Annotated in this window: 23 protein-coding genes; 12 read left to right on the top strand and 11 right to left on the bottom strand. The window is 66.4% G+C overall.

Features of this window, described 5'->3' with window-relative positions; genetic code table 11:
- Positions 1-33 precede the first annotated feature (33 nt).
- Positions 34-1,269 carry an ROK family transcriptional regulator gene (locus AUL36_RS05090; protein WP_156418264.1) on the bottom strand — a complete coding sequence of 412 codons (1,236 nt, stop codon included), beginning with the start codon at positions 1,267-1,269 and terminating at the stop codon, positions 34-36.
- 544 nt (positions 1,270-1,813) lie between these two features.
- Here AUL36_RS05090 and AUL36_RS05095 point away from each other — a divergent pair.
- The 5 genes from AUL36_RS05095 to AUL36_RS05115 all read left to right on the top strand — a co-directional run bounded on the left by AUL36_RS05095 (position 1,814) and on the right by AUL36_RS05115 (position 7,082).
- The gene (locus AUL36_RS05095) at positions 1,814-2,815 is read left to right on the top strand and encodes a sugar ABC transporter substrate-binding protein (RefSeq protein ID WP_062218696.1); all 1,002 of its coding nucleotides are present in this window, start codon (positions 1,814-1,816) and stop codon (positions 2,813-2,815) included.
- A 365-nt stretch (positions 2,816-3,180) separates the two neighbouring features.
- Positions 3,181-4,239, top strand: coding sequence for an ABC transporter permease (locus AUL36_RS05100; RefSeq protein WP_062218657.1), 1,059 nt, complete (start codon positions 3,181-3,183; stop codon positions 4,237-4,239).
- Positions 4,236-5,015, top strand: a complete 780-nt coding sequence (locus AUL36_RS05105; protein ID WP_062218659.1) for an ATP-binding cassette domain-containing protein — start codon at positions 4,236-4,238, stop codon at positions 5,013-5,015. Before AUL36_RS05100 ends, AUL36_RS05105 begins: the two co-directional genes overlap by 4 nt.
- A 39-nt stretch (positions 5,016-5,054) precedes the next feature.
- On the top strand, positions 5,055-6,059 hold the full coding sequence (locus AUL36_RS05110; protein WP_058633978.1) for a hypothetical protein: 1,005 nt from the start codon (positions 5,055-5,057) through the stop codon (positions 6,057-6,059).
- A gap of 6 nt (positions 6,060-6,065) precedes the next feature.
- Positions 6,066-7,082: a carbohydrate kinase family protein gene (locus tag AUL36_RS05115; protein ID WP_062218661.1), complete on the top strand. Its 1,017-nt coding sequence runs from the start codon at positions 6,066-6,068 to the stop codon at positions 7,080-7,082.
- A 471-nt stretch (positions 7,083-7,553) separates the two neighbouring features.
- Here AUL36_RS05115 and AUL36_RS05125 read toward each other — a convergent pair whose 3' ends face one another.
- From AUL36_RS05125 to repA, 6 genes are all read right to left on the bottom strand, one after another.
- The gene (locus AUL36_RS05125; RefSeq protein ID WP_062218665.1) at positions 7,554-7,814 is read right to left on the bottom strand and encodes a hypothetical protein; all 261 of its coding nucleotides are present in this window, start codon (positions 7,812-7,814) and stop codon (positions 7,554-7,556) included.
- Positions 7,811-8,020, bottom strand: a complete 210-nt coding sequence (locus AUL36_RS05130) for a hypothetical protein (protein ID WP_058601434.1) — start codon at positions 8,018-8,020, stop codon at positions 7,811-7,813. The genes AUL36_RS05125 and AUL36_RS05130 overlap by 4 nt, the downstream gene beginning before the upstream one ends.
- A gap of 429 nt (positions 8,021-8,449) precedes the next feature.
- Positions 8,450-9,211 carry a helix-turn-helix domain-containing protein gene (locus AUL36_RS05135; RefSeq protein ID WP_156418265.1) on the bottom strand — a complete coding sequence of 254 codons (762 nt, stop codon included), beginning with the start codon at positions 9,209-9,211 and terminating at the stop codon, positions 8,450-8,452.
- Positions 9,212-9,456: 245 nt separating this feature from the next.
- Positions 9,457-9,588 (bottom strand): hypothetical protein, encoded by a 132-nt coding sequence (locus tag AUL36_RS24810; RefSeq protein ID WP_280137976.1) that lies wholly within the window; start codon positions 9,586-9,588, stop codon positions 9,457-9,459.
- A 32-nt stretch (positions 9,589-9,620) separates the two neighbouring features.
- Positions 9,621-10,652 (bottom strand): plasmid partitioning protein RepB, encoded by a 1,032-nt coding sequence (gene repB / locus AUL36_RS05140; RefSeq protein ID WP_062218669.1) that lies wholly within the window; start codon positions 10,650-10,652, stop codon positions 9,621-9,623.
- Positions 10,649-11,857, bottom strand: coding sequence for a plasmid partitioning protein RepA (gene repA, locus AUL36_RS05145; RefSeq protein WP_058633972.1), 1,209 nt, complete (start codon positions 11,855-11,857; stop codon positions 10,649-10,651). The genes repB and repA overlap by 4 nt, the downstream gene beginning before the upstream one ends.
- 361 nt (positions 11,858-12,218) lie before the next feature.
- On the opposite strand from repA, the gene AUL36_RS05150 reads away from it, so the two are divergent.
- Positions 12,219-13,220 (top strand): SDR family oxidoreductase, encoded by a 1,002-nt coding sequence (locus AUL36_RS05150; RefSeq protein ID WP_062218671.1) that lies wholly within the window; start codon positions 12,219-12,221, stop codon positions 13,218-13,220.
- A 768-nt stretch (positions 13,221-13,988) separates the two neighbouring features.
- Here the strand turns inward: AUL36_RS05150 and AUL36_RS05155 are convergent.
- On the bottom strand, positions 13,989-16,223 hold the full coding sequence (locus AUL36_RS05155; protein ID WP_062218673.1) for a putative bifunctional diguanylate cyclase/phosphodiesterase: 2,235 nt from the start codon (positions 16,221-16,223) through the stop codon (positions 13,989-13,991).
- Positions 16,224-16,542: 319 nt separating this feature from the next.
- Here AUL36_RS05155 and AUL36_RS05160 point away from each other — a divergent pair, with 319 nt between their 5' ends.
- A complete protein-coding gene (locus AUL36_RS05160; protein WP_062218675.1) occupies positions 16,543-17,205 on the top strand; it encodes a TetR family transcriptional regulator in 663 nt (220 codons plus the stop codon).
- Positions 17,206-17,260: 55 nt separating this feature from the next.
- Here the strand turns inward: AUL36_RS05160 and AUL36_RS05165 are convergent, their stop codons facing one another.
- Positions 17,261-19,579 carry an MGH1-like glycoside hydrolase domain-containing protein gene (locus AUL36_RS05165; protein ID WP_082655586.1) on the bottom strand — a complete coding sequence of 773 codons (2,319 nt, stop codon included), beginning with the start codon at positions 19,577-19,579 and terminating at the stop codon, positions 17,261-17,263.
- A gap of 297 nt (positions 19,580-19,876) precedes the next feature.
- Between AUL36_RS05165 and AUL36_RS05170 the strand changes: the two genes are divergently transcribed.
- Genes AUL36_RS05170 through AUL36_RS05185 form a run of 4 tightly spaced genes read left to right on the top strand, consistent with a single transcriptional unit; the run spans position 19,877 to position 23,653 of the window.
- The gene (locus AUL36_RS05170; RefSeq protein ID WP_062218677.1) at positions 19,877-20,917 is read left to right on the top strand and encodes an ABC transporter substrate-binding protein; all 1,041 of its coding nucleotides are present in this window, start codon (positions 19,877-19,879) and stop codon (positions 20,915-20,917) included.
- Positions 20,907-21,821, top strand: a complete 915-nt coding sequence (locus AUL36_RS05175) for an ABC transporter permease (protein ID WP_244497040.1) — start codon at positions 20,907-20,909, stop codon at positions 21,819-21,821. The genes AUL36_RS05170 and AUL36_RS05175 overlap by 11 nt, the downstream gene beginning before the upstream one ends.
- Before the next feature lies 1 nt (position 21,822).
- Positions 21,823-22,602 (top strand): ABC transporter permease, encoded by a 780-nt coding sequence (locus AUL36_RS05180; RefSeq protein ID WP_062218679.1) that lies wholly within the window; start codon positions 21,823-21,825, stop codon positions 22,600-22,602.
- Entirely contained in the window at positions 22,589-23,653 is a 1,065-nt protein-coding gene (locus AUL36_RS05185) for an ABC transporter ATP-binding protein (RefSeq protein WP_062218681.1), read from the top strand. Before AUL36_RS05180 ends, AUL36_RS05185 begins: the two co-directional genes overlap by 14 nt.
- A 3-nt stretch (positions 23,654-23,656) precedes the next feature.
- On the opposite strand, the gene AUL36_RS05190 is transcribed toward AUL36_RS05185, so the two are convergent.
- Positions 23,657-23,977 (bottom strand): ArsR/SmtB family transcription factor, encoded by a 321-nt coding sequence (locus tag AUL36_RS05190; RefSeq protein ID WP_058601425.1) that lies wholly within the window; start codon positions 23,975-23,977, stop codon positions 23,657-23,659.
- 103 nt (positions 23,978-24,080) lie between these two features.
- Between AUL36_RS05190 and AUL36_RS05195 the strand changes: the two genes are divergently transcribed.
- Entirely contained in the window at positions 24,081-25,172 is a 1,092-nt protein-coding gene (locus AUL36_RS05195) for an NADH:flavin oxidoreductase/NADH oxidase (protein WP_062218700.1), read from the top strand.
- Between the two features lie 46 nt (positions 25,173-25,218).
- Here the strand turns inward: AUL36_RS05195 and AUL36_RS05200 are convergent, their stop codons facing one another.
- Positions 25,219-25,608 (bottom strand): diacylglycerol kinase family protein, encoded by a 390-nt coding sequence (locus AUL36_RS05200; protein WP_156418267.1) that lies wholly within the window; start codon positions 25,606-25,608, stop codon positions 25,219-25,221.
- Between the last annotated feature and the right edge of the window lie 70 nt (positions 25,609-25,678).

The raw sequence follows: 25,678 nt of genomic DNA on the forward strand, positions 1-25,678 counted from the left end.
TCGCTGGAAACGAAATCGTTCTGGGGAAACGTGTCAGGCCGCTTCCAGCCATTGCCGATAGCGGGCGAGGAACGGGTCGACCCCGGCAGAACTCAGCGCCAGCTCGCGCGCGCAATGTGCCGCGCCGATCAGCGAGGCTTCGGGCTCGGGCAGCGCCGCCGTGATGGTGAGATCGCGCACGGCGAGCGGCAGGCAGCGCCGGGCCACCGTCTCGCGGATCGGCCGCAGAAGAACTTCACCCGCCCGCGCCAGTGTGCCGCCGATGACGATGCGTTCGGGGTTCAGCACCGCGACGACATGGCCGAGCGCCTCGCCGGCTGCGGCCCCCGCCGCCTCCACCAGCGCGAGAGCCTCCGGCCGCCCGGCCTCGACATGGGCGATCACGTCGCGCGCGTCGCGCGCCTCCAGCCCTTGGGCGCGCAAGTCGCGCGCCAGGGCCCAGCCGGCGGCGCGCGCCTCGAAACAGCCGATCTTTCCGCAGCGGCAGAGCGGCGCGCCGGGCTCCAGAAACTGCATATGGCCGATATCGCCCGACGCGCCGCGCGCGCCGCGCTGAAGCCGGCCATTGGCGACAATCCCCGAGCCGATGCCCGTGCCCATCTTCACGAAGAGGAAATCGTCCGGCCGTTCGGGCAGCCGGCGATGCTCGAAGATGGCCAGAAGGTTGACGTCGTTCTCGGCCGCCACCGGCGCGTCGTAGCGCACACGCAGCCAGTCTCCCAAAGGGAAATCGTCCCAGCCGGTGAGGATCGAGGGGCCATAGACGCGCCCGAGGCGATGATCCACCGGCGCGGGCAGGCTGAGGCCGACCGCGGCGACGAAGCGCCGCCCGCCGAGATCGGCCAGAAGCCGGCCGAAGCCCATGGCGAGCCGCTCCATCGCCGCCTCCGGCCCGTCCGCGATGCGGAAGGGCACCAGCTCCTGGATCAGAACGGCGGGAGAAAGGTCGGTGACGGCGAGGCGCATATGCGTCTCGCCCATGTCGGCGGTGAGGAGCACGCCCGCACCGGGGTCGAGGCCGAGCAGCCGCGTCGGCCGCCCGCCGCTCGGAACGGCGCTTCCCTCCTCGCGCACGAGGCCGGCGGCCTGAAGCGCCGACAGGCGCTGCGCCAGGGTCATGCGAGAAAGGTTCGTCGCCTCGGCCAAGGCCGCGCGCGAGATCCCCTCCCCGGCCGCCGCGACCGTCCTGAGAACCGAGCCGCAGGCGCTGAGACTGGCGAGCGATGTGTCGGACAGTGGGGCTGCGAGGCTCAGAATCCGTCTTTCCAAAACAGGGCCATGCGCCGTTGAGGCCCTCGACTATGCAATCGGAGGCGGCGTCGCGCCAGTGACAATCCGTCAGCCAGTGCGGCGCAACATGCTTTTGTCTGAATCTAGACAAAAGACGCTTGCAATCGTTCGGCAACCGATCCTAACATCTTGTTATACCAGCCGGCGTCTTCGGACGGCGGCAGCGCGAACCGGCCCGACAAGAGCGCCGGAGCATAGCGGCGAGCCCCTCGCCGCCGGAGGACCAACGGCCGGGCGCCCGCCACGATGGCGGATGCCCCACCCCATCAGCATGTCCGAACGCGGCGGGTTCGCCTCGCCTCGCGGCCGTGCGGCGACATCACAGAGACAGGGCCTGTCCCCGCGCGAACACAAGCGCGGGCCAAGCCCCGACATCGCAGACGGCATGCCTGCCCGCCGGTCAGGGGCAGGCCGGGGACGCGCCCATGCGGGCCTCTCGGCGCTGGCGCGCGTCCGTCATCCTGGGGAGGAAGACTTGAGCTTTTCATCGAACCATTCGCGCGCGCGCCGTCTCGTCGGTCTCATGGCCGGCGCGGCCCTGATCGGTCTCGGCCTGACCGTGGGCGCCAGCGCGGCGGACCCGATCAAGATCGGCATCGTCACCAAGACCGACGCCAACCCCTTCTTCGCCAAGATGAAGGAGGGCGCGGAAGCGAAAGCCAAGGAACTCGGCGTCGAGCTGCAAAGCTTCGCCGGCAAGTTCGACGGCGACAACGACACGCAGGTCACGGCCATCGAGAACCTGATCTCGTCGGGCGTCAGCGGCATTCTGCTCGCCGCCAGCGACACGAAAGCCATCGTTCCCGTGGTGGAGCAGGCGCGCAAGGCCGGCATCCTGGTGATCGCGCTCGACACCCCGCTCGACCCCGCCAATGCCGCCGACGCGACCTTCGCCACCGACAATGTGAAGGCCGGCGAGCTGATCGGCCAATGGGCGGCCAAGACCGTGAAAGACCCCAAGAGCGCGCAGGTCGCGTTCCTCGACGCGATCGAGAGCCAGCCGACCGTCGACGTGGCGCGCGACCAGGGCTTCATGAAGGGCTTCGGCATCGACGTGAAGGACCCCAGCCGCTATCTCGACGAGGACGACAAGCGCATTGTCGGCCATTACTGGGGCAACGGCTCCGAAGAGGGCGGGCGCACGGGCATGGAGACGCTGCTCCAGAAGGACCCGGACCTCTCCGTCGTCTACACGATCAACGAGCCGACGGCCGCCGGCGCCTATGAGGCGCTGAAGGCGGCAGGCAAGGAAGGCGGCGTCCTCATCACCTCGGTCGATGGCGGCTGCCCCGGCGTCGAGAACGTCAAGGCCGGCGTCATCGGCGCGACCTCCATGCAATATCCGCTCCTCATGGCCTCCAAGGGCGTCGAGGCGATCGTGGAGTTCAAGAAGTCCGGCACGAAGCCCGCGCCGACGCCGGGCCTCGACTTCTTCAACACGGGCGTGACGCTCGTCACCGACAAGCCGGTGCAGGGTCTCGACTCGATCACCTCCGCCGAAGCCTTGAAGAAGTGCTGGGGCTGAGAGCGTCGTAACGCCGTCCGACCCGAGCGCTGCCTGTGCATCGCGCAAGGAGCGCTCGGTAACGGCCCCGGCGGGCGACGAGGCGCCAGGCTCGCCCGTCCGCCCTGCGGCCAACACGCCGAGAGACGGCCCCGGCGAGGTTTCGACCGTCGCTCGCGAGGCGGTCAGATCGCAAGGTCCGACGCCGAGCCGACCGCCAGTCCGCCGCAGCCGCCACCGCCTCACGCCGTTTTCTTCTCTCGCCGGCGCGCCTTGCCCGGCTCCCAGCGTCCAAGGCCCACGCGTCGGCCGCCGGGCGGCCCCCGTGCCGCCCGGCCCTTTCCCCTCCCCTCCGTCAGGAGACCCGAGCGAATGAGTGCTTCCCAATGAGTGCTTCCGAGGGTTCCCCCGCGCCCGCCGCCGCGAGCGAGGGCTTCGCGCAGTTCGAGGAGGCGGGCCGCACGCCGCTCCGCCGGCTGCAACATCTCCTGCATCGCTACCCGACCATCGTGCCCTTCGTGGTGCTGGGCGTCGGGCTTGTCGTCTTCAGCCTGATCGTGGGCTCGCGCTTCTTCCAGCCTTTCAACCTGTCGCTGATCCTCCAGCAGGTGACGATCATCGCGGTTCTCGGCATCGCGCAGACGCTGGTGATCCTGACGGCGGGCATCGACCTGTCTGTCGGCGCGATCATGATCCTGTGCACCATCGTCATGGGGCATCTGGCCGTCTCGTTCGGGATGCCGCAGGAGGCCGCCTTCGCGGCGGCGCTGCTCGTCGGTTTCGGCTGCGGGGCGATCAACGGCGTGCTCGTCACCTATCTGCGCCTGCCGCCCTTCATCGTGACGCTCGGCACCTGGAGCGTCTTCGGCGCGCTGTTCCTTTACGTCTCCGGCAGCCAGACCATCCGCTCGCAGGTCGTGGCGAGCGAAGCGCCGCTCCTGCAATGGACGGGCGCGGCCGTGACCGTGGCCGGCGCGCGCTTCACCGTTGGCACGGTGCTCATGCTCGTGATCGCGGCCGCCGTCTGGTACATGCTGAACCGCACCGCTTTCGGCCGCCATGTCTATGCCGTGGGAGACGATCCGGAAGCCGCGCGTCTGGCCGGCATCGACGCCAAGCGCACGCTTCTCTCGGTCTATGCGATCTCGGGCCTCATCTGCGCGCTCGGCGCCTGGGTGCTGATCGGGCGCATCGGAGCCATCAGCCCGACCTCGGGCGGCTCGGCCAATCTCGACTCCATCACCGCCGTCGTGATCGGGGGGACGTCGCTTTTCGGCGGGCGCGGCTCCATCGTCGGCACGCTGGTCGGCGCGCTGATCGTCGGCGTGTTCCGCAACGGTCTGGCGCTCGCGGGGCTCGACGCGCTCTGGCAGGAATTCACCGTCGGCCTTCTCATCATCGTCGCGGTCGGTCTCGACCAGTGGATCCGGAGGGTCTCGGCATGAGCCGCTTCGTCCTCGAAGCGCAGGGCTTGCGCAAGCGCTATGGCCGGGTCGTGGCCATGGACGGGGTGGATTTCGATCTGAAGCCGGACGAGATCCTCGCCGTGATCGGCGACAATGGCGCGGGCAAATCCACCATGATCCGCGCGCTGGCCGGCGCGGTGCGGCCCGACACGGGTCGTATCCTGATCGACGGCGAGCCGGTCGGCTTCCGCACGCCGATGGACGCGCGGCGCGCCGGCATCGAAAGCGTGTTCCAGAACCTCGCCCTCTCCCCTGCCCTCTCCATCGCGGAAAACTTGTTTCTGGGGCGCGAAGTGTGCCAGAAGGGCCTCGCTGGCCGCCTCTTCGGCCATCTCGACCTCGCCCATATGGAAGCCGAGGCCCGCCGCCAGCTCGCCGGCCTCGGCCTTACCACGGTTCAGGACATTCATCAGAAGGTCGAGACCCTGTCGGGCGGCCAGCGGCAGGGCGTGGCCGTGGCGCGGGCCTGCGCCTTCGGAGGCCGCGTCGTGATCATGGACGAGCCGACCGCCGCGCTCGGCGTCAAGGAAAGCCGCCGGGTTCTCGATCTCATTCTGGATGTGAAGCGGCGCGGCCTGCCGGTCGTGCTCGTGTCCCACAACATGCCGCACATCTTCGAAGTGGCCGATCGCATCCACATCCACCGTCTCGGCCGCCGCCTCGCCGTGGTCCGGCCCAAAGATTTCACCATGTCCGACGTCGTCGCCTTCATGACCGGCGCGGCCACCCCTCCCACGGACGCCCTGGCCGCCTGACGGCCCCCACGTCCCTCTCCTCCTCAGAAAGGCATTCCGATGTTCGCCGCCAAGCGCATGGACGAAAAGCTCACCCGCGTTCGCCAGGGAACCTACACCCCGAAGGACTTCATCATCGCCGACGCCAAGGATGGCGACATGGCGCTCGGCACCGGCACGGCCGGGCCGGAACTCGACGCCAACGGGCAGCCGACCGGGCGGATGCGTCCGCTCCAGGTCTATCGCGACGGCATGGAGCGCATGCTTGCCTCCGGCCTCATCGACATCATGCTGACCTCGCTGTCCTCGGCCGAATATCTGACGAGGAAGGGCGTCTATAACGGCTCGGACGTGACCGCCGCCGTGCGCCTCAACGATGGCAGCGACATCTGGCACTGGCGCGGGGCGAACTACAAGCACCTGCCGACCGTGCCCTTCCGCACCGCGCGGCTCGACCGGGTGAAACCCGTCGCCGATCTCGGCCTCTACGCCCTCACCTTCTTCAACGATCTCGATCAGGACCGCCGCTCGCTGGACGCTTATGCCCAGTTCCGCGACGAAGCGCAGGCGGCGGGTGTGCGCCACTTTCTCGAAGTCTTCAATCCGCAATTCGAGGTGAAGACCTCCGGCTCTGACTTCGCGACCTACAACAATGACGCGATCGCCCGGTGCCTCGCCGGCGTCTCCTCGATCGACCGGCCGGAATTCCTGAAGGTCGTCTATAACGGGCCGCGCGCCACGGAAGAGTTGGCCTCCTACGACCCCGGCAATCTCATCGTCGGCATTCTGGGCGGGGCCTCGTCTACGACACGCGACACGCTGGAAATGGTCAAGCAGGCCGAGAAATACGGCGCGCGCGTCGCGCTCTTCGGCCGCAAGATCTTTTTCGCCGAGGATTGCGAAGAGATCGTGCGCCATATGCGCCTGGTGATCGAAGAGGACGTCTCCTCCGAGGAGGCCACCAAGCGCTATCACGACGCCCTCCAGAAGAAGGGCATCCGCTCCAAGAAGTCTCTGGAAGACGATCTGGAAGTCACCGACCCCTCGCTCAAGATGGGAGCCTGAGTTCTTATGGAGGCGGCAAGACGAGGATTTCTGACGGCCGGAACCTGGTGCGCCGACCATAACAAGCTGGTCGAGCGCTGGCCGGAAGAGGACATGGTCGTAGAGATCCTGTCCGAAAACGTGGAAGGCGGCGGGTCGGCCTGCAATTTCGGCATCGACATTCGCCGCCTCGACCCCGCCATGCCCGTCGATACGATCGGCGTGGTGGGGGATGACGAGAATGGCGAGATCCTGCGCCGACAGGCGCTGGAGGCGGGCATCGGCATTGCCGGCTTCCATGTCGTGCCGGGCGGGCGCACCAACTTCACCGACGCCTACAGCGTGCGCTCCACCGGGCGGCGCACGCATCTCTTCCATCAGGGCACGAGCGCCTTGCTCTCGCCGGAGCATTTCGACTTCTCCGCCTCCACCGCGCGCATCCTGCATCTCGGCCTGCCCGGCATCCACGCGAAGATGGACGGGCCGTGGGCGGGCGAGGCCAATGGCTGGCTCCATGTGCTGAAGGCCGCGCGGCGTGCTGGGCTCCAGACCAATCTGGAGCTTCTCCAGATCGCGCCCGAGCGCCTGCGCGCCATTGTCGAGCCTTGCCTCGGCGCGCTCGACCTTCTCGTGATCAATGATTTCGAGGTCGGCGCGATCACCGGAACGGTGACGACGCGGCAGGGCGCGACGGATGTCGAGGCCTGCCGGGCGGCGGGCGCGCGGGTCATGGAACAGGGCTCAATGCAGACCCTCGCCATCCATTTCCCGCTCGGCGCGCTGGCCTTCGAGCGGAACGGCGGGGTCACGCACCGGCCCTCCGTCTCCGTGCCGCAATCGGAGGTGAAGGGCGCGAACGGGGCGGGCGACGCCTTTGCCGCCGGCTTCGTCTATGCGCTGCACGAGGGCTGGGATGTCGGCGACGCCTTGCGCCTCGCCCATGCCACGGCCGCCGCCTCGCTGCGCGATGTCGGCACCACCGCCACGGTCGAATCCTGGCGCGCCTGCCTCGACCTCGCCGACCGTTGGGGCTGGCGAAGCTGACTTTAGCTCACGGACGTTTCTCTCTTATCTCACGCGCGAATGTCGGGCCGTTGCGGTTTGCCGCCGGGGCTTGGCGTTTGCGCGTCTGATTTCCCGTAAGTGTCTGTTGTAATTTAATTTTTTAGCCGCCTGCTTCTCCTGGGACGGTGATCCCCCTACCCGCCGAAACGAGGGCCATTCACAGAGAGGGCTGAGGACGACGCCTCGGTCAGGGCCCAACCGCCAGCATATCCGCCCCATCGGCCCCGTCGAGAACCGCGACCATCCGTTCGGCGTCTTCGCGGCGCATCTGCGTCATGCGTCTGCGGTTCACCACCAGAATGTTTCCAGTGGATGAGAGGATAATGGCCCAGCTCTTCTCACCCTCGTGTCTCACCTCATAGAGCGAAGGCTGAGGGACGGGCTTTCTCGCGGCTGAGAACAAGCCGCTCCAGAAGGCTCGCGCAGCCGTATGGCAGCGACCGGCCATCCTCATAAAACCTGCGTCTTGGGAAATCCGGCGCTGCGATAGAGAGCGTCGATCTCCGCCCCATCGTAGCGATGATCCGGCGTGTCGATCGCGCAGTGGAAGCGCTTCTCGCTGGTATCCAGGACGACGAAGCGCACGGCCTCGGTCAACGAAGCGAAGCGGCGATAGCGAATGGCCCCTTTCGGCGCGAGGCGGCGTCCCGACTGCGACCAGAAGACATCGGCCTGCAGCCCGAAATCGATGGGCAGCGAGGGCGCGCTCATCGCTTTGTCGCCTGCGTGAGATCGGGAAGGCGAATGGCGGCCTGATCGTCGCGCTCGCGGCGGGCTTCGCGCAGAAGAGCGGCCTTGGTCCGTGTCGCCTGGGCAGCCTGCGTGACGGACTCGAACGTCGTGGCCCCCGGCTGTTTTGCGCTGCCCTGCTTGAAGAAGCTGTTGGCCTTGGCGCGGGCTGTGTTGGATGTGGTCATGGGAAGGTCTTTCTGAAGGCCCGCACTGCGACATTTTTTTAATCGCTGCTGCCGTTCTCGACCTCGATTGCTCGACGGCGAAGGGGTTCGATGTTTAAGAAGACATCACGGCGGCAAGACAACAAGCATCGACCTAGCCTGTGACGGCCGGAGCATGAGGTCGGGAACGAAGACTGTGCGGGTTCTGGAGCTTGAAATCGTCCCGGCCGTTGAAAGCTTGGCGGATCGATCGTGAAGGCTTATGCGGCTCCCTCAACTTACAACATAGAGAGCTTTCAGGCTTCAGCAAGGCGTCATCTCGTAAAAGCGAGCATGACTGCCTGTTTGCTCGATTTTTCTCTCAGCTTTGGCAATACGTGAGTCATCGATGAGATGAGGCATCATGCCTCTTCCCTGGCGTCGTCTGCCATATGGCGACGTATGAACCGCTTATCTGGCCAGCAAGATCGCCTTTCTTCCTTCTCTCCCAAGCCCTTCTTTGGCCAACAGGCCCGTCGGTTTGCTGCCTTGGCTGAGGATGAGAGAAAGATTCATTGGAGATTGGTTATTGGATGACAGGACTGTCACCCCTGTCTGAGCGGGCGAAAGCACGGCCTTGAACGGCAGAGCGGCGGCGGATGGCGTCTCAGCGAGCCAGCGCGCGAGGCCCTTGGCGTCTTCGTAGAAGGGCATCACGAGATCGGTCAGCGTGACGGTCAGGCCGAGATGCAGCCCACGCGCGTTGCGTCGCACGGCGAGCTGGATATAGCCGAAGCGCACGAGGTCGGCGAGGTAGCGCCGGATCGTGCGAGCGGAGCGGGCCATAACCGCGCCCATCGTTCCCTTGGTAATGGCTGTCTGTCGCGACTTGCCGCAGCGCGCGCGCAGCACTTGGAGAAAGGCCTTGGCATGGGGCGTCAGCCGGTCGTCGCGCGCGGCGGTCGTCGCCATCGCGCCGGAATACTGCCGGCTTTCGCGTGGCGCCGAGCGCGCATGGCGAGGCGCGGCCGCAGGCTTTGCGCGGGCGTGTTGAATGCGGGCCTTGGCTGACGTCGCAAGGCGCTGTGGCGGCGGTTCCGCCCCGATCAGTTCCGAGCGTCGGCGTGCTTCACCCAGCGAGATCAGGCCAGCCTTATGGTCGCGCCAGACCGCAGCACGAGCGAGGAAGTCGGGATGGAGCGCGGCGCCCTCCCCGTCCTCGAATGCATTCATCGGGCCAAGCGCCATCGTTTCGACAGCTCGACCTTTGAAAAGGGCAAGCGCCGACCCTCGCACGCTCAGGGGCGTGCGGGAATGTTCCTCCGACATGGTCTCTCTCCTTGCGCGAGGCAAAGCGAGCCCGTGGCGGGAAGCCGCGTTTCTGCTTGACGATGAGATCGGAGAGAGCTAAACCTGCAAACAGCGACGAATACAGATGAAGGCTCCGGCGGCTCCCGCTTCGGGGCCTTTTTCTTTGCCTATGGCGTCTCCTCGTTGACGATCCGATGCGGCCGGGCGCGCATCACGCTCCCCGCCGCAATTCCTGTGTCAGCCCAGCCCTTGCTGGAATCCGTCGCCGCGCGGCGCAGGGGCGCGTTGGCAGATGACATCACCTTGCCCTTCCGCTCCCCGCGCCGCCGCGTCACGACCGATCCTCCGAGGGGCCGGCTTCTGCCGAAGCCTCGCTATTGCCCTGCTCGCGCTCATAGGCATCGAACAGATCGGGCAGATGGCGAGCGATGAAATCCGCAAAGCCGAGGCCGAGATCGCGATCGATCACCAGCTTGGTGTCGCGCTCCTTGGCCGAAAGCTGGGCCAGCCGGCGCCCGGAATGGGCGATGATGCTGCGCTCCACCGGGGCGGGCGTCGGCCGTCGTTTGGCCGCTTCCAGCACCGCGGCAAAGCGCTCGTCGGACGAGAGGCCAGGCGATGGATCGAACAGCAGGCGTTGGACCCGCTGGATCGCCCCCTCCCCGTTCAGCGCTTCGACCAGCGCCTGCCAGCGCGTGCGCCCAACCTTGGGCGCGCGGCCGATCTGGCGCAACATCGGTTCGGGCACGGAGCGCGCGACGGCAATCAGCTTGGACACTTCGGCCTTGTCGACGCTGAGCGCCCGGCCGATCACCGCCCGGCTTTGCCCGGCCTCCTCCAGCCGCGCGGCAAACACCGCCCGCTCAATGAAAGTCAGATCCTGACGCGCCGAGTTTTCGATGCCCTGCGCCAGCGCCAGCGCCTCGTCGTCCATCTCACGCACGATGGCGCGCACTGGGCGATTGAGCGTGCGCGCGGCGCGAACGCGGCGATGGCCGAAGGCCGTCTGGAAGCGCGAGGCATCGAGCGGATGGGTGCGCAGAAGCACCGGCACTTCCTGCCCGTTCTCCGCCATCGAGGTTACGAGCGCCTCGAAGGATTCCGCGTTCTCGTCGTCCGGATAGCGATCGGCATAGGGCGAGGGATCGATCAGGAACGGATCGATCTCGACGATGCGCGCGCCCTCCGACAGGCTCTGGCGCAGCGTCTCGTTCTCGCGCTCGATCTGGCTGAAGCTCTCCTTCATGGAGCGCACCGAGCCGGACGAGACGCGCGGCAGACGCGTTTCGTTGTCAGATGACAACGGGGCCGCGTCCGGCCGCGTGGCGAAGATCGAGGCGATCGATTTGGAGCGTTTGTTCATCGACCCCAGGCTCCCTGGATCAAGGATTCGACTTCGGCGTTCACCGCGTTGACGCTCTCCAGCGCGCGGTCATAGGCGGCGCGGCCGACGGAGCCGCGATCCAGCTCGTAGAGCGATTGCTTGGTGAGGCCGGCATTGGCGATGGCCGTGGATTTCCATGCGGTCGCGGCGAGCACGTCCTCTCGGAAGAGACCGCGCAGCAGCGCCACGATCTGCGATTCCGGCACGTCGTTCGGATCGTGCCGAGTCACGACATAGCGAACGAAGTCGAGATCGAGCCGCCCGCCGGCATCTTCGACCACGCTCATCAGATCCGCCGTCATCAGAAGGAACTGGCTCATGGAGGCCACGTCCACCATTTGCGGATGGATGGTCACCAGAAGCCCCGTGGCTGCGTTCAGCGCGCCGACGGTGAGAAAGCCGAGCTGCGGCGGGCAGTCGATAACCACGACATCATAGTCGGCCTCGACCTCGTTGATGACGCCGGACACCCGCCGAAAGAACATGTCGCGTCCGCGATCGCCGCGCATCATCGCGCGCGGCGTCTCGTGCTCGAACTCCATGAGTTCGAGATTGCCGGGCACGAGATCGATCCCGTCGAAATAGGTGCGGCGGATGATGTCCGTCAGCGGACGGCGCTCGTCGTCGTAGCGGATCGCGCCGTAGAGCGTTTCGTTCTCCCCGATGTCGAATTCGGGCTGATATCCGAACATGGCGGAGAGGGACGCCTGCGGATCGAGATCGACAGCCAGAACCCGGTAACCCGCAAGCGCCAGATATTGCGCAAGATAAAGCGAGGTCGTGGTCTTGGCCGAGCCGCCCTTGAAGTTGGCGACGGCCAGGACCTGCAGCTTCTCGCCCGCGCGACGGCGCGGCAGGAAGCCGAGGGCTTCCTTGGGGCGATGTTGGGAGAGGAAGGTTCGAAGCTCGTTCATCTGAGCGAGACTATAAGAGCGCCGGCCACCCGGGGATAAGTTGGGGACAGGTCCGAGCCCATCGAGCGAGAGCTGACGAAGGTAACCGTCTGACACGCCGACGAATTTGGCGACTTCTCCAGATGTGAAAGAGCGCAAACTCTTCTGCGCTGTCGGCGGAAACATGGCATCTCGCATCGAGCGCAACTGCGCCGAAAGAAGCTCGGCGTGATCAGTGATTCGCTGCGTCGCGCTGGACGGCGGTACAGGAGCAGGCCGGGCGGGCTTCATGGTTCTCTCGATCTCAGACGGAATACCGGCGTCAGACGGCACTTTTCCGTCTGGCATTTGCTCATGTTTCATTCCGAGTCGCAAGTCACCCCTGTGGATGGGCTTGACAGCGGAAAATCCAGCAAAATCACGGGGCTTCGTGTCGTCGATGACACGGATTTATGCCCTCCAGAGAACTCTCCTCTTCTCCTAACCCCGCGACTCAACAGAAAAGAATCGTTGGCGCGTTGTCATCTGACAACCATGTCGGTCAAGGGAATCGGGCGCCATATCGCGGGAGCTCGATATCGCCATCGTCACGCAACGGAGCGCCGCGCCGCGCATTCAGCGCGCTAAGGCATCGTCGCGAAGGAAATGCGAAATGAAGACTGCGGTTGTCACGGGCGCAAGCGCCGGGATCGGGCTGGCGATTGCCGAACGCTTCGTGCGGGCGGGTTGGCGGGTCGCACTCATCGCCCGTGGCGCCGAGCGACTGGCCGACGCGAAGCGGCAGCTGGAAGCGCAGGGCGGCACGGTCCTGATCCTGCCGGCGGATGTGGCCGATGCCGCAGCTGTCGATGCGGCGGCCGATCGGATCGTTTCGCAGTTCGGCGGGATCGACGCTTGGGTCAACAATGCCATGTCCACCGTCGTCGCGCCGGCCTGGGACATCACGCCGGACGAATATGCGCGGGTGACCGCCACCACCTATCTTTCGCAGATCCACGGAACGCTGGCTGCCCTTCGGGTCATGCGTCCCGCGCGGCGGGGGGCCATCGTGCAGGTCTCCTCCGGTCTGGCCCTTCGGTCCGCGCCCTTGCAGGCCGCCTATTGCGGGGCGAAGGCGGGCGTCGGGGGCTTCACGGATTCGCTGCGCGCCGAACTCATCGCGGAGCGGTCTCCCGTAACGCTCAGTGTCATCTATCTTCCCGGCGTCAACACGCCCCAGCCGACCTGGGCGCGCAACAAGACGGGCCGCGCGCAGGTTATCCCCGATCCGCTGTTCGATCCGCGCCTCTGCGCCGAGGCGGTCTACTCGGCCGTCTGCAACCCTCAGCGAGAGATCTGGGTCGGCCGCTCCACGTGGATGATGGCGTTGGCTCAGCGCCTGGCGCCCGGCTTCGCGGATCGAAAGGTCGCCGGAATGCGGCAGGCGCAGTTGGGCGAGCCCATGGCGCCGTGTGACGGCAATTTGGTTGAGCCGGGAAGCGGGCCGGCGCGGATCGATGGTCCGAGCACCGAACGTGCGCACCGTGTCCGCCACGAGTTTCTGACGCGCAGCCAAGTCGACGCTCTGAAGGTCGGGGCGCTCGCCGGTCTGTTTCTGGCCGGTGCCGCCGCGCGTACGGCTTTAGCACGGCTGTCCCATCGCTCGCGTTTCTGAGCGGACGGTCGGCCCGCTGCGCCGCAAGCGGGGGGGGTGGTTCGGTTGAGGGCGCGTCCGGCTCTCGCCGCTGCGCTGGGCGGGTGCGGCGGCGCAGGGCGAAATGATCCGCCGAACCGACTTGCGCGTCTCGAAGTCGCAACCGCTGCGGGCTTCTGGTGTGAGAGGCCGGCGGAGTTGGGGATGACCAGTGGCGCGGGGCTGGAGATCGGCGTCGTCTTTGCCGCGGTGCCGAGATCAATGAAACGCCGAGCGTTCCGAAAGGGAGGGCGGACGGGGTCGAGATCACGGGGGAGGGGATAGGCCATGGAGAAGAGTGCCCCTCTGAGCGCCTTCATCGCGGCAAAGCGAAGCCGTCCATCGGTTCGAACTGCTCTTTTAAACGCGCGTCAACCGGCTTCTATCACGGCATTCCTCCCCTGCGGGCCACTGGGAAAGAGAACTTTTAAGCGCCTGTCAGATCCGCATGATGCCGGTCATGCAAGGCCGAGGTCGTGTGCGTCGGCCTCGCTAGTTTTCGTATGCGGCGAGGGCATCGGGGATGAACGTCTCGGATTTCCCAAACGACGCGACGCCACCGGTTAGGCGGAAACCGCAATCCACCCTCTGCCCTGACGAGGCGCGCTCACCGTCCGACGCCGAGTCGTACGAAAAGTCCGGGCTCGCTTGGAAAGCTCGGCGAGTCGGTGGAGCCCTTGCCTTCGCCCCGCACTGCCAGAGAGCGTGGGGCGATGCGATTTCGGACGGTTCACCCGTCTGCAGCCTGTCTCATTGGAAAAGCGAGCGCGCGTCGAGGGCAGGACAGGAGGAAGGCAGCTGCCCGCTGCCCGGGCGAGCGGCGTGGTTCTCAGCACCGAGGATAGACTCGGTCGGCCGATCCGAAGGGCTATGTCCCCGGCTCTGCGACAGAAAACGGGCCGCGAAGTCCGAGGCGGGCATCGGACGGCCGAAAAGATAGCCTTGGCCGACCGAACAGCCATCCATCAAAAGCTGTTCTTCCTGCTCTTGCGTTTCGATTCCTTCGGCGACGACGCTCGCGCCCAGACGTCGGCCGATCAGGAGAATGGCTTCCACTGCCGCCGCGTCCACCGTGGAACTCATCATGCCCTGCACGAAGGAGCGGTCGATCTTGAGCCGCGTCAGCGGAATATGCTGAAGATGCGAAAGGGAGGCGTGGCCGGTGCCAAAATCATCCAGCGCGATCCCGACGCCCATCTCCGTCAACTCGGACAGCACGGCGGTCATATCGGCGGTCATGTGGAGGCGCAGCGTTTCGGGCAGCTCCAGCTCGAGCGCGGCGGCGGGCAAGCCATGCCAGGCCAAGATGGCGCTCACCCGCCCGGGAAAGGTCCGATCGCGCAGCTGCACAGCGAACAGGTTGACCGCCATACGGAAGTCGGGCGCGAGCCCGCGCCAGTTCGCAGCCTGCCGACAAGCCTTTTCCAGCACGATATCCCCGACATGCGAGACGAACACGCTTCGCTCCAGGCTCGGCAGAAAGCTGTCGGGCGCAATCAGTCCTTCGCGGGGATGGCGCCAGCGCAAAAGCGCCTCGGCGCCGATCATCCGGTGATCGCATATGTGATATTGCGGCTGATAGAAAAGCTCGAATTCGCCATTCGAGACAGCGCGGCGCAATTGGCATTGGATGGCGTCGTTGAAGACGGCCCTCTGTCGAAGCTGCGGCGTGAAGCGATGGAAACATCCTCGTCCGCCTTTCTTGGAGGCGTAGAGCGCCACATCGGCCGCCGATAGAAGCGCGGCTGCGTGGCGTCCGTCCCTGGGCGCGACGGCGATGCCGACGCTTGCGCCGATCGCAACCTGCATGGTCTCGATCTCCATCGGGAGCGACACCGTTCGGATCACCGCTCCCGCGACCGACGCGGCGCGGCTTTCGTCGCCATCGGTCAGAACGATGCCGAATTCGTCGCCGCCGAAGCGTGCCAGCAGGTCGCCATCCCTCAAACAGGCGGCCATTCGCTCCGCGGCGATTTTCAGCGCCGCGTCCCCGGCCTCATGGCCGAACGTGTCATTGACCTCCTTGAAGCCGTCGAGATCGACCATCAACACGCAGAAGGGCGAGCCTTCCGCCAGACGGGCCTCGATCCAATAGTCGAGCGCCGCGCGATTGGGCAGCTCCGTCAGAGGATCGCGGCGAGCGAGATCGGCTAGAAGGGCTTCTTTGGCTTTACGTTCGGACGCATCGCGGCCGATGAAGCCGAAACAGGGCTCGCCGTCTTCGAACCAGGTCGAAAGGGAGATATCGATACTGATCCGCCGCCCGTCCCGATGCAGGGCGTCGAGTTCGTGCACCTTGCCGGACTCCATGAGCTGGCGGCGGAGATGATGGCTCGCGCTTCTCATGTCGGGAGGAACGAGGGTCAGGATATTTCGCGCGATCATCTCCCTCGCGGTGAAGCCGATGCCGCGTGTGGCCGCGTCGTTCCAGAAGGTGATGATCCCGTTTTTGTCTGTGCAGACGATGGCGTCCGGCGAGGTGGCGGCGATCTGGCGGAAGCGCTCTTGGCTGGCGGCATGGGCCTGCGCCAGCCGCTCCACCTCGCGGTTCGCGTGCCGCTGGAGTTCCGCTGCCGTTTCACTTTCATGAACATCGATCAGCACCCCGCAGATTCGGGTTGCGATGCCGGCCGCGTCATGGGTGACGTTGCCGATCGCACGGAACCAGCGATAGGCTCCGTCGCCATGCAACATCCGAAAGTTTATATCGTAACGGGAAATCGTCCCGGAATCGGCGACGGCGTTCAGGAAGGCGGCCGTCGCGGCCTCAGCGTCGTCTGGATGATATCGATGGCCGCGCGGGCGAACCCCGTCCGGCATCTCGTCCATCGTGACGCCCGTCAGGCGTCGATATTCCGAGGACCAGCTCCAGAACGAGTCGGGCCCGAGCGGATCGCCGTCGACGACGAGGCAATCCCAAAGGCCGACGCCGGCATGTTCGCCGAGAAGCCGGAATACCTCCGGATTGCCGCTCTTGAACGTCACGCCGCTGATCCCGCCCTATGCATCGATCACCACTCCCATGATGAGGTTGATGGCGCTCATGCGTCCCTGCGGCATCATCGCTCATTAGACTTGAAAAAATCTCGCCAGGCAAACTGGATCGAGAGTTGTTCGCAAGTCTGCGAAATAAGTGTCTATGCAAAACTTACGATCATATCCGGTTTTTCCTATCGTTTGTTACGAAGACTTATGGATAGGAGAGGGGCATTCGAGGCTTTCCGCGTCGGCCTAAACATGATTGAACGATCCGGTTCGATTGGGGGAAGAGCACTGGGTCGCCAGCGCCGAACGGGGCATTGTCATGGATGCTGAGAAGCCGCCGCGCCGCTCCGGCCTCGAGCGTACGCGCACCAACGATCCCGAGCGAACCAAGGCGGAGCTGATCGAGGTCGCCATGGCGGAATTTGCCGCCAACGGGCTGACCGGCGCGCGGGTGGACGCGATCGCCGAGCGCACGCGCACCTCCAAGCGGATGATCTATTATTATTTCGGCTCCAAGGAGGGCCTCTATCTCGCCGTTCTGGAAAAGGCCTATGGCGAGGTCCGCGCTCTGGAAGCGGAACTGGACCTGGCCGGTTTGGACCCCGAAAGCGCGCTGCGCGCCCTGATCGACCGGACCTTCGAGAATGACGACGCGCATGGCGACTTCATCCGTCTCGTCACCATCGAGAACATTCACCGGGCCGAACATATCGTGGACGTGCCGGCCATCCGGCAGATCAACGAGCGTGTGACGGGAATGCTCGGCGCCATTCTGGAGCGGGGCCGGGCGGCGGGTCTTTTTCGCGCCGATCTCGACCCGATCGACGTGCATCTGATGATCAGCGCGTTCTGTTTCTTTCGCGTCTCGAACCAGCACACGTTCGGGGCCATTTTCGACGTGAATCTGTCGGAGCCCACGCGCCGCGCCCGGCACAAGGGCATGATCGCCGACGCCGTGCTCGGCGCGTTGCGCATCCGCTGATTTCGAGCGGACGCGCCGATCGGTCGAAGAGCTACATCCGCGGTGCGGCCGAGACCTACCGCGTCGGAGGCCGCCAGGACCGCACCCGGACGGCTTCCGGCGCGGGTGCGCGCGCGGGTTCGGCGGGGCCAGGGCGCGGCCAGGAATAGCTCGCGGGGGTGAGATGCCAGTCGAGCCGCGCGCCGGCCTCGACGCTGGCGAACTCCGCGACCGCGCATCCGTCTTCCAGCCATGCTTCGATCTCCTGATCGCCGAGGCGAGCGAGCACGAGGCGGGCGGAAGCCTCGCGGCCGAGGCGGAAGGTGACGGGCGTCGTCGAGCCCTGCGCGAAGGTGACGGAGATCACGGTGTCCTCGACGGCAACATGGGCAAGGCGCCCCGGATAATCCGTCGCGAAGAGGAGCGCGCCGCCCGAGGCTCGAAGGGCGAGCCGACCCTCCGCCACCTCGACGCTGACCGGCCCGGCGGGGCTGGCGAGCGGGCCGAGGTGGACGGGTTGCCCGTCGTTCACCAGTTCCCAGCCGTCCCAGGGATTGACGTCCATGATCTCGCCCACCGCCATCAGCGGCAGCATCGCGCCCCAGGTATAGAACGGGTCGTTGCCCGGCATGTCGTCGATCTCGCCGGTCTCGGCTCCGTAATTCTCGCCGCACCAGCGACGCTCGGTCCAGGACTGCTCGAACAGGGCGTAGCTGCGCTCGGCCAGCTCCGAGGCTTGCGCATGGCATTGGCTGCGGCGCAGCGCTTGCCAGACGAGGTAATTGACGTTCGGCCAGATGCGCCCGCGCCAATAGATCTGCTCGGGATAGGCCGGATCGTCGCGCGAGACATTGGGCAAGGGGAGGGGGCCGCCGAACATGTCGGGATCGGCCAGATGGGCGAGCAGGCGCTCGACCTGCGAGCCATCGGCCGCGCCGCACAGAAGCGGGAAGAAACTCGTCGGAGAGACGCTGCGCACGAAGCCGCCATCGCGCTGTCGGTTGGCAAAGAGGCCGCGCGTCTCGTCCCAAAGCTCGGTGCGGATCAGCGCGCGCGTCGTCTCGGCGAGCACCGCGAAGCTCGTCGCCTCTTTGGCTTGGCCCAACTCGGCGGCGATGCGCGCCAGCATTTCGGCGTCGAGCGCCAGCGCCGAATTCAGCCCGACATCGAGAAGCGAGAGCGTGCGCGTTTCCGGATCGTAGCGCGCTTCGTCATGGGTCGGCGAATTGTCCATGCCGGTTTCGTTGCGCGCGCCGAAGGCGGTGCCGCGATACATGCCGTCGCCCCAATCCGACGTGCCGCAGGAGACGAGGCCGCGCCCGTCGGGGTCGCGGTGGTTGCGCCACCAGAGCTGGTTGCGCACCAGCGGCTCGAACACATCGGCCAGAAAGGCGCGGTCGCCGCTGCGCTGGTACATCATCCAGGCCATGAAGGCCCCATGCGGGGCCTGCGTGCGATCGACCCAGGCGTCCTTCGGGTTGACGAGACAGGCGATATTGCCTTGCGGGGTCGCGCTCGTCATCGCCACCTCGAAATTGTGCCGACCCAGCGCGGGGTCGATCAGCCCGGCCATCAGCCCGGCAAAGCACTGGTCGTTGAACCAGACCGCGTCGCCAAGGCCCCAGATGCGGCTGGCGGCCGTCACGGGCCGGCGGTTCAGCGGATCATAGACCGTGTTCCAGCCGATCACGTCGCGCACCGCATCCAGCGCGCCGGCATGGCGGCCGGTGTGGAGCGCCGGCGCTTGGCCTATCTCTTGCGCTAGCGCCGCTTGTGCGTGGGCGATGGCGAGGTCGCGGCTGTCGGCGACGGCGACCGCGAAGCGAAGGCGCGGCGTCATTTCGAGGTTGAAGCGCAGCGCCATGAGCGGGGCCTTGTCCGCCCGGCTCGATTTGTCGAAATAGCCGTTGCGGTCGAAATCTTCCACCAGCGCGGCGACGCTTTCGTGGCCCGTGCCGAGCACCGGAAGGTCGCTGGCCGCCAGCGCCACGAAGCGGAAATCGACCTCCACCACCGCGATGCCGGTGCGCGCGTCGTACTGGACCGGGCTACCATTCTCGGCCGAGAGGCAGAGCGTCACCCAATGGCGCAGGCCCCATTCGCCGGCCTCGCGCACCGCCCATTCGCCGCGAAGGGTGAAGGGGTCGGGCTTCTCGTAGGTGAAGGCGAGGCGTGTCTCGGCAAAGCGCGTTTCGAAGTCCACGCGCTCTCCGGCGAGCCCATGATGGCCGAAGCGGATTTCATCCGGCGCGCGGATCGTCGTCGCGCGCTCCGCCTTGCCCGAATAGAGAACCGGCGCGAGGCGCACGCCGAGCGGCAGAAAGGTGAACTCGCCCGGCCGATCCGACCAGGTGTTCCAGGCGCTGGCGATGGGAGCATTCTTGTCGAGGAACATGGGCGGCGGTCCGAACTCGGTCGATCAGGAGGATGCCGCAAGGGCATCCGCGCTCTCGTCCCATGCAAGGCCGCTTCGCGCAAATGGGAAATGACATGCGCGGCGGGGCTCGCGATGCGCTGTGCCATCTGGACATCGGGGCGCGAGACTGCTCCCACTTCTGACGCAGCGGCTTGGGGGCCGGTCGCGGCGAGGGAGATTCGTCGCCCGAGCGCTCCGTCGCTTGCCTCGTATCTCGCCTGCCACCAACCGGGAGTGACACATATGCAGCCTAACAGACGCGATGTTCTGACCCTGATGGGCGCTGGCGCAGTGGCCGCCACCGGGCTGGGCCTCGGCCTGCGCCCCGCGCGCGCGGCGGGAACCGTGACCGTTCTCAACTGGCAGGGCTACGGCACGGACGAGAAATGGGCGGTCGAGGCCTTCAAGCAGAAGACCGGCATCGAGGTCGTCCACGACTATTACAACGCCGAGTCCGAGATGCTGACCAAGCTCAGGACCAATCCCGGTGCCTATGATGTGGTCGTGGTCAACACGGCGCGCACGCGCCAGGCCGTGGCGGACGATCTCTTGGACGCGATCGATTATGCCACCATTCCGAATGTCGCGGGCGTGCCGGCCAAGCTCGCCGACCACCCGAATTTCACGGTCGACGGGAAGCATTACGGCGTTCCCTGGGTCTGGGGCATGAACGCGCTGGCGGTGCGCGAGGGCCGCCCGAAGCCGGATAGCTACGGCGCGCTGGCCGACCCCGCCTATGCCGGCAAGGTCGCGCTGTTCGACGATGCGGTCACCAACGTGGCGGTCGGGGCTTTCATGACCGGCCAGGACATGAACGACCCCAAGGATTTGAAAGCCGTCACCGACTGGCTCAAAAGTCTGAAGCCCAACGTCAAGACGATCTGGACCAGCGAGGACCAGTGGAACAAGACCTTTGCGGCGGGCGAGTTCGACCTGTCGGTTTACTGGTCCGGCGCGTCGGTCCGCTCGCGCCGCAATTTCAAGCTGCCGGTGGATTTCGTGGTGCCCAAGGAGGGGGCGGTCGGCTGGCTCGACACGCTGGCGATCCCCACCACCAGCGAGAACAAGGAGAATGCCCGGGCCTTCATCAACTACATGATCGACCCCGAATTCTATTTCGAATGGGCGACCAAGGTCGGCGCGCCCGCTTCGGCCAATGCGGCGGCGATGGACAAGCTGCCGGCGGACGATCTCAACCCCCGGGTTCACGATCCGAAATATCTGGAGACCATGACGATCATGGCGCCGCAGCCGGACGAGCGGCGCGAGGCCTTCAACAATCTCTGGCAGGAGGTGAAGGCGTCCTATGCCCGATGAGGCCAGCGCCGTGCCGAACCGCGTCGATGGCGCGGCTCGGCGCGCCGGGGGGCGCTGGCCGGATTGGGTGGCGACGGTCGCCCTTCTCCTGCCGACCTATGCCTGGCTGACGCTCGCCGTGCTGCTGCCGCTCGGCGCCATGCTGGTGTTCAGTTTTCTGAGCGGCACGCCGATGGGCAAAAGGCAAGTGGTCTTCACGCTCAAGAACTACCGCGCCTTCATCGATCAGCCCTATCTCCTGGGCGTTGCCTGGACATCGCTCCTGATCGGGCTCTGGACGACGGCGATCTGCGCGATTCTGGGCTTTCTCGCCGCGCTGGCCCTCGTGCGCGCGACCGCCGGCCGCGTACGGGAGGTGCTACTGATCCTCGTGATCCTGCCCTTCTGGACCAACGGGCTCGTGCGCGTCTTCTCCTGGACCATGGTGATCCGGGAGGGCGGCTTTCTCGACACGGCCATCCGCGCGCTCTGGGCGGACGCGCCCTCGGTCGGTTTTCTCTATTCGCTGCCGGCCATCGTGCTCGGCCTCGTCCACGGCTATCTGCCCTATATGGTGCTGACCTGCTACGTCGCGCTGGTCTCGATCGACGACGCGCTTCTGGAAGCGGCCGAAAGCCTGGGCGCGCGCTGGTGGACAGTGCTGTTCAAGATCCTGGTGCCGCTGGCCGCGCCCGGCCTGATTTCAGGCTCCATCCTGATCTTCGTACCCGTCATCGGCGCCTTCATGGAGCCGCGCATCCTGGGGGGCACCAAGGGCGTGACGCTCGGCACGGTGATCGAGGAGCAGTTCACGCAGGCCTTCAACTGGCCGCTCGGCGCGGCTTTGTCCTTCACCATTCTCGCCGTGGTGCTGGGCATTTTCGCGACCTTCTCCGGCGTCCTCAAGCGCAACGCGGCCCTTTGACATGAAGTTCGCCGCCCGCACCTATCTCGTCGCCGTGCTCGTGTTTCTCTATCTGCCCATCGCGGTTCTGGTGGCGATGGGCTTCAACGAGTCCCCGCTCTACGCCTTGCCCTTCCGCTTCACGACCCATTGGTACGAGGCGCTCGGCGAGAACGCCAAGCTCCTGCGCTCCAGCTGGAACAGCGTCTTTATCGCGCTGATCACCTCCCTTATCGCCACCAGCCTCGGCACGCTCGCCGCCGTCGCCCTGTCGCGGCGCGAGTTCCGGGCCAAGACTTGGCTGCGCCTCCTGCTTCTGCCGCCGATCGCCATTCCCTGGCTGATCACGGGCACGGCCATGTTAGTCTTCTTCTTCTGGACCGGCATCGGGCGCGGCTTCCATGCCATCCTGATCGGCCATGTCGCGCTCGCCATTCCCTATGTCGTGCTGGTGGTCGGCACCGGCCTCGCCACGATCCGCACCGATCTGGAGGAGGCGGCCATGAGCTTGGGCGCGCGCCCGGTCTCGGCCTTCCTGCGCGTGACGCTGCCGCTGCTTCTGCCGAGCATTCTGGGCGCGGCGCTCTTCGCCTTCGCCGTCTCGCTGGATCAGTTCGTCGTGTCCTATTTCCTGGCGACGCCCGGCTTCTCGACCCTGCCGGTCGAGATCTATTCGGCGATCCGCAAGGGCTTCACGCCCGAGATCAACGCGATCTGCACCATCCTTCTCGGCGGTTCGATCACGCTCTTCCTTCTCTTTGCCCTCTTCGCCAGACCTGGAGCCCGCCGTGACAGCCGTTGACGTCTCCCATGTGGCGAAGAGCTTCGGGGCGGCCAACGTCCTGTCCGATATCACCACGCATTTCACCGAGGGCTCCTTCACCAGCCTGCTCGGCCCGTCCGGCTCGGGCAAGACGACGCTTCTGCGCATCATCGCCGGCTTCGTCGCGCCCGATCGCGGCACGGTCGCGATCGGCGGGCGGGATGTGACGGATGTGCCCGTCTGGGCGCGCCATATCGGCATGGTGTTTCAATCCTACGCCCTGTTTCCGCATATGAGCGTCGCGGGCAATGTCGGCTTCGGCTTGGCGCAGCGCGGCGTCAGGGGCGATCAGGCGCGACGCGAAGTCGCGCGGGCGCTGGAGATGGTGCGCCTTGCAGGCTTCGGCGATCGCAAGCCCAAGCAGCTTTCGGGCGGCCAGCAGCAGCGCGTGGCGCTCGCCCGCGCCATCGTCACCCGGCCGAGCGTTCTCTTGCTCGACGAGCCGCTCTCCGCGCTCGACCGTCGCCTGCGACAGGAAATGCAGGTCGAGCTTCTGCGCATCCAGCGCGAAAGCGGGCTGACGACGATCTTCGTCACGCATGATCAGGAAGAGGCGCTGAGCCTGTCCGACAAGGTGGCGATCCTCGATTGCGGCCGGATCGTGCAGATGGGCGCGCCAGCGGACGTGTACGAGCGCCCGACCACGCGCTTTGCCGCCGAGTTTCTGGGGGACACGAACATCGTGCAGGGCACGGTCGCCGAGGGCGGCGTGGTGCTGGCGAACGGCGTGCCCCTCGCCAGCGCCTTGCCGCTGCCCGCGCCCGGCCAGCCCGTGACGCTCGCGATCCGGCCGGAAAAGATTGATCTGATCGACAAGATCGAGGCGGACGGCGAAGTTCTCAACCAGCTTCGCGGCACGATCACCTCGGCGATCTATGCCGGCACGGCGCTGACCTATGAGGCGGAAGCCGACGGCGGTCTGCGGTTCCGCATCTTCGCACAGAACCGCGACGCGCGTCCGCACGCACCGGGCGATGCCGTTACGCTCTCCTGGTCGCCCCGCCATAGCGTGCCCTTGGCCGAGGGCTGACGGTCAGCCCTCTTCGCCGGCTTCCGGCGGAGCCGAGAGCACGGCCTGGAGAAGGCCGGGAAAGCGCGCCTCGATGTCCTGGCGGCGCAACTCGTTCATATGGGCCGGCCCGTCCGTGCGGGTGCGCACGAGGCCAGCCTCCCGCAGGACGCGGAAATGATGCGACATGCTGGATTTTGGCCGGCCGCCATCGAGCGCCGAGCACGTCGCCTCGCCCTCCTGCGCCAGCTGGCGCACGACGCCGAGCCGCACGGGATCGCTCAGCGCATACAGCACTCGGCTCAGAACGACGTCCTTGATGTCGGGATGATGGATGGCACGCACGCCCGATCCTAGCACGCCCTTGCCGAAGGCTCAACGTTCGACTATTTTCGAACTATCGAATGGACGCGCGGTGATCTCGCCGCGCCCGCTCAAGGACATCAGCATGTCGTCATTGTTCACGCCCTTCCGCCTCAAAGACGTGGAGCTTCGCAACCGCATCGTCGTCTCGCCCATGTGCCAATATTCGGCCGATGAAGGCCTCATCAACGACTGGCACCATGTCCATCTGGCGGGTCTGGCGCGCGGCGGCTCGGGTCTGGTGATCGCGGAAGCCACCGCCGTCGCGCCGGAAGGGCGCATCACGCCGGGCTGCGCCGGCCTGTGGACCGACGAGCAGGGCGAGGCCTGGGCCAAGGCCGTCGCTTCCATCAAGGCGGCGGGCGCGGTGCCGGGCATCCAGATCGCCCATGCCGGCCGCAAGGCGAGCGCCAACCGCCCGTGGGAGGGCGACGATCACATCGCGGCGGGCGACCCGCGCGGTTGGGAGACGATCGCGCCCTCGGCCGTTGCCTTCGGCGCGAACCTTCCGAAGGTGCCGCGCGCGATGGCGCTGTCCGACATCGAGCGCGTCAAGGCCGACTTCGTCGCCACGGCTCGCCGGGCGCTGGCCGCCGGCTTCGAATGGCTGGAGCTGCATTTCGCCCATGGCTATCTCGCGCAGAGCTTCTTCTCCACATGGTCGAACCAGCGCGAGGACGCCTATGGCGGCGACTTCGAGGGCCGGGCGCGCTTTCTTCTGGAAACGCTCGCCGCCGTGCGCGAGGTCTGGCCGGAGAACCTGCCGCTGACCGCACGCTTCGGCGTCACCGAATTCGACGGTTCGAACGATCTGGAAGAGGGCATCGAGATGATCCGCCGCTTCAAGGCGGGCGGGCTGGATCTGATCGATGTCAGCATCGGCTTCTCGACGCCGACGGCGAACGTGCCCTGGGGCCCGGCTTTCATGACCGATATCGCCGCGCGCGTGCGCCGCGAAGCCGACCTGCCGGTCACCACGAGCTGGTTCGTCAGCGGCGCGGCGCAGGCCGAGGCGCTGGTGGCGGAGGAGAAGGTCGATCTCGTCTCGCTCGGCCGCCCGCTTCTGGCCGACCCGCACTGGCCCTACCGCGCCGCGCTGGAGCTCGGTGTCGAGAAGGGCGCCTGGACGCTGCCCGCACCCTACGCCCATTGGCTGGAGCGCTACCGCGCGGCTTGAGGATCTTCGGCCGGGCGGCGCTTAAAGCCCGCCCGGCCGTTCCGCCTCAACTGAGGTGTTTGAACACGACCAGAAACCCGACGATCAAGGCCGCTCCGGCCGCCAGCAGCACCGCGCCCGCCGCGACATCCTTCGCCCGGCGCACGTCCTCGCTCCATGTGGGGCAGACGACATCGCAGAGATGCTCCATCGCCGTGTTCACCGCCTCCAGCGCCAGAACCAGGCCGCAGGCGAGCGCGAGCGCCATCCAGTCTCCCGCGTCGATCCGCAGCGCCCAGCCGGCGGCGATCACACCGGCGACGGCCGCGAGATGGATCCGCGCGTGGGGCTGCGTCGCCAGCATATGGCCGATGCCCGAAAGCGCATGGCCGAAGCTTCGCAGCCGCCGCATGAGATAGGAGGGCGAGGGGAAGGGCGCATCGATGGCAGGCGTCATGGGTCCAGTCTCCAGTCCAGAGGGTCGGCGCGGTGCGAGAAGAGGCCGCGAAGGGCGCGCGCCAGGCTGA

It is taken from the genome of Aureimonas sp. D3 (assembly GCF_001463805.1).
Taxonomy (GTDB): domain Bacteria; phylum Pseudomonadota; class Alphaproteobacteria; order Rhizobiales; family Rhizobiaceae; genus Aureimonas; species Aureimonas ureilytica_A.

Bases quoted from the DNA above. Each gene is read 5' to 3' on its own strand.
- AUL36_RS05200 (WP_156418267.1), bottom strand. From the start codon at position 25,608: ATGACGCCTGCCATCGATGCGCCCTTCCCCTCGCCCTCCTATCTCATG.
- AUL36_RS05135 (WP_156418265.1), bottom strand. From the start codon at position 9,211: ATGAATGCATTCGAGGACGGGGAGGGCGCCGCGCTCCATCCCGACTTC.
- AUL36_RS05160 (WP_062218675.1), top strand. From the start codon at position 16,543: ATGGATGCTGAGAAGCCGCCGCGCCGCTCCGGCCTCGAGCGTACGCGC.
- AUL36_RS05175 (WP_244497040.1), top strand. From the start codon at position 20,907: ATGCCCGATGAGGCCAGCGCCGTGCCGAACCGCGTCGATGGCGCGGCT.
- repA (WP_058633972.1), bottom strand. From the start codon at position 11,857: ATGAAGCCCGCCCGGCCTGCTCCTGTACCGCCGTCCAGCGCGACGCAG.
- AUL36_RS05125 (WP_062218665.1), bottom strand. From the start codon at position 7,814: ATGAGCGCGCCCTCGCTGCCCATCGATTTCGGGCTGCAGGCCGATGTC.
- AUL36_RS05165 (WP_082655586.1), bottom strand. From the start codon at position 19,579: ATGTTCCTCGACAAGAATGCTCCCATCGCCAGCGCCTGGAACACCTGG.
- AUL36_RS05100 (WP_062218657.1), top strand. From the start codon at position 3,181: ATGAGTGCTTCCGAGGGTTCCCCCGCGCCCGCCGCCGCGAGCGAGGGC.
- AUL36_RS24810 (WP_280137976.1), bottom strand. From the start codon at position 9,588: ATGTCATCTGCCAACGCGCCCCTGCGCCGCGCGGCGACGGATTCCAGC.
- AUL36_RS05105 (WP_062218659.1), top strand. From the start codon at position 4,236: ATGAGCCGCTTCGTCCTCGAAGCGCAGGGCTTGCGCAAGCGCTATGGC.
- AUL36_RS05110 (WP_058633978.1), top strand. From the start codon at position 5,055: ATGTTCGCCGCCAAGCGCATGGACGAAAAGCTCACCCGCGTTCGCCAG.
- AUL36_RS05095 (WP_062218696.1), top strand. From the start codon at position 1,814: ATGGCCGGCGCGGCCCTGATCGGTCTCGGCCTGACCGTGGGCGCCAGC.
- AUL36_RS05195 (WP_062218700.1), top strand. From the start codon at position 24,081: ATGTCGTCATTGTTCACGCCCTTCCGCCTCAAAGACGTGGAGCTTCGC.
- AUL36_RS05130 (WP_058601434.1), bottom strand. From the start codon at position 8,020: ATGACCACATCCAACACAGCCCGCGCCAAGGCCAACAGCTTCTTCAAG.
- AUL36_RS05115 (WP_062218661.1), top strand. From the start codon at position 6,066: ATGGAGGCGGCAAGACGAGGATTTCTGACGGCCGGAACCTGGTGCGCC.
- AUL36_RS05150 (WP_062218671.1), top strand. From the start codon at position 12,219: ATGAAGACTGCGGTTGTCACGGGCGCAAGCGCCGGGATCGGGCTGGCG.
- repB (WP_062218669.1), bottom strand. From the start codon at position 10,652: ATGAACAAACGCTCCAAATCGATCGCCTCGATCTTCGCCACGCGGCCG.
- AUL36_RS05180 (WP_062218679.1), top strand. From the start codon at position 21,823: ATGAAGTTCGCCGCCCGCACCTATCTCGTCGCCGTGCTCGTGTTTCTC.
- AUL36_RS05170 (WP_062218677.1), top strand. From the start codon at position 19,877: ATGGGCGCTGGCGCAGTGGCCGCCACCGGGCTGGGCCTCGGCCTGCGC.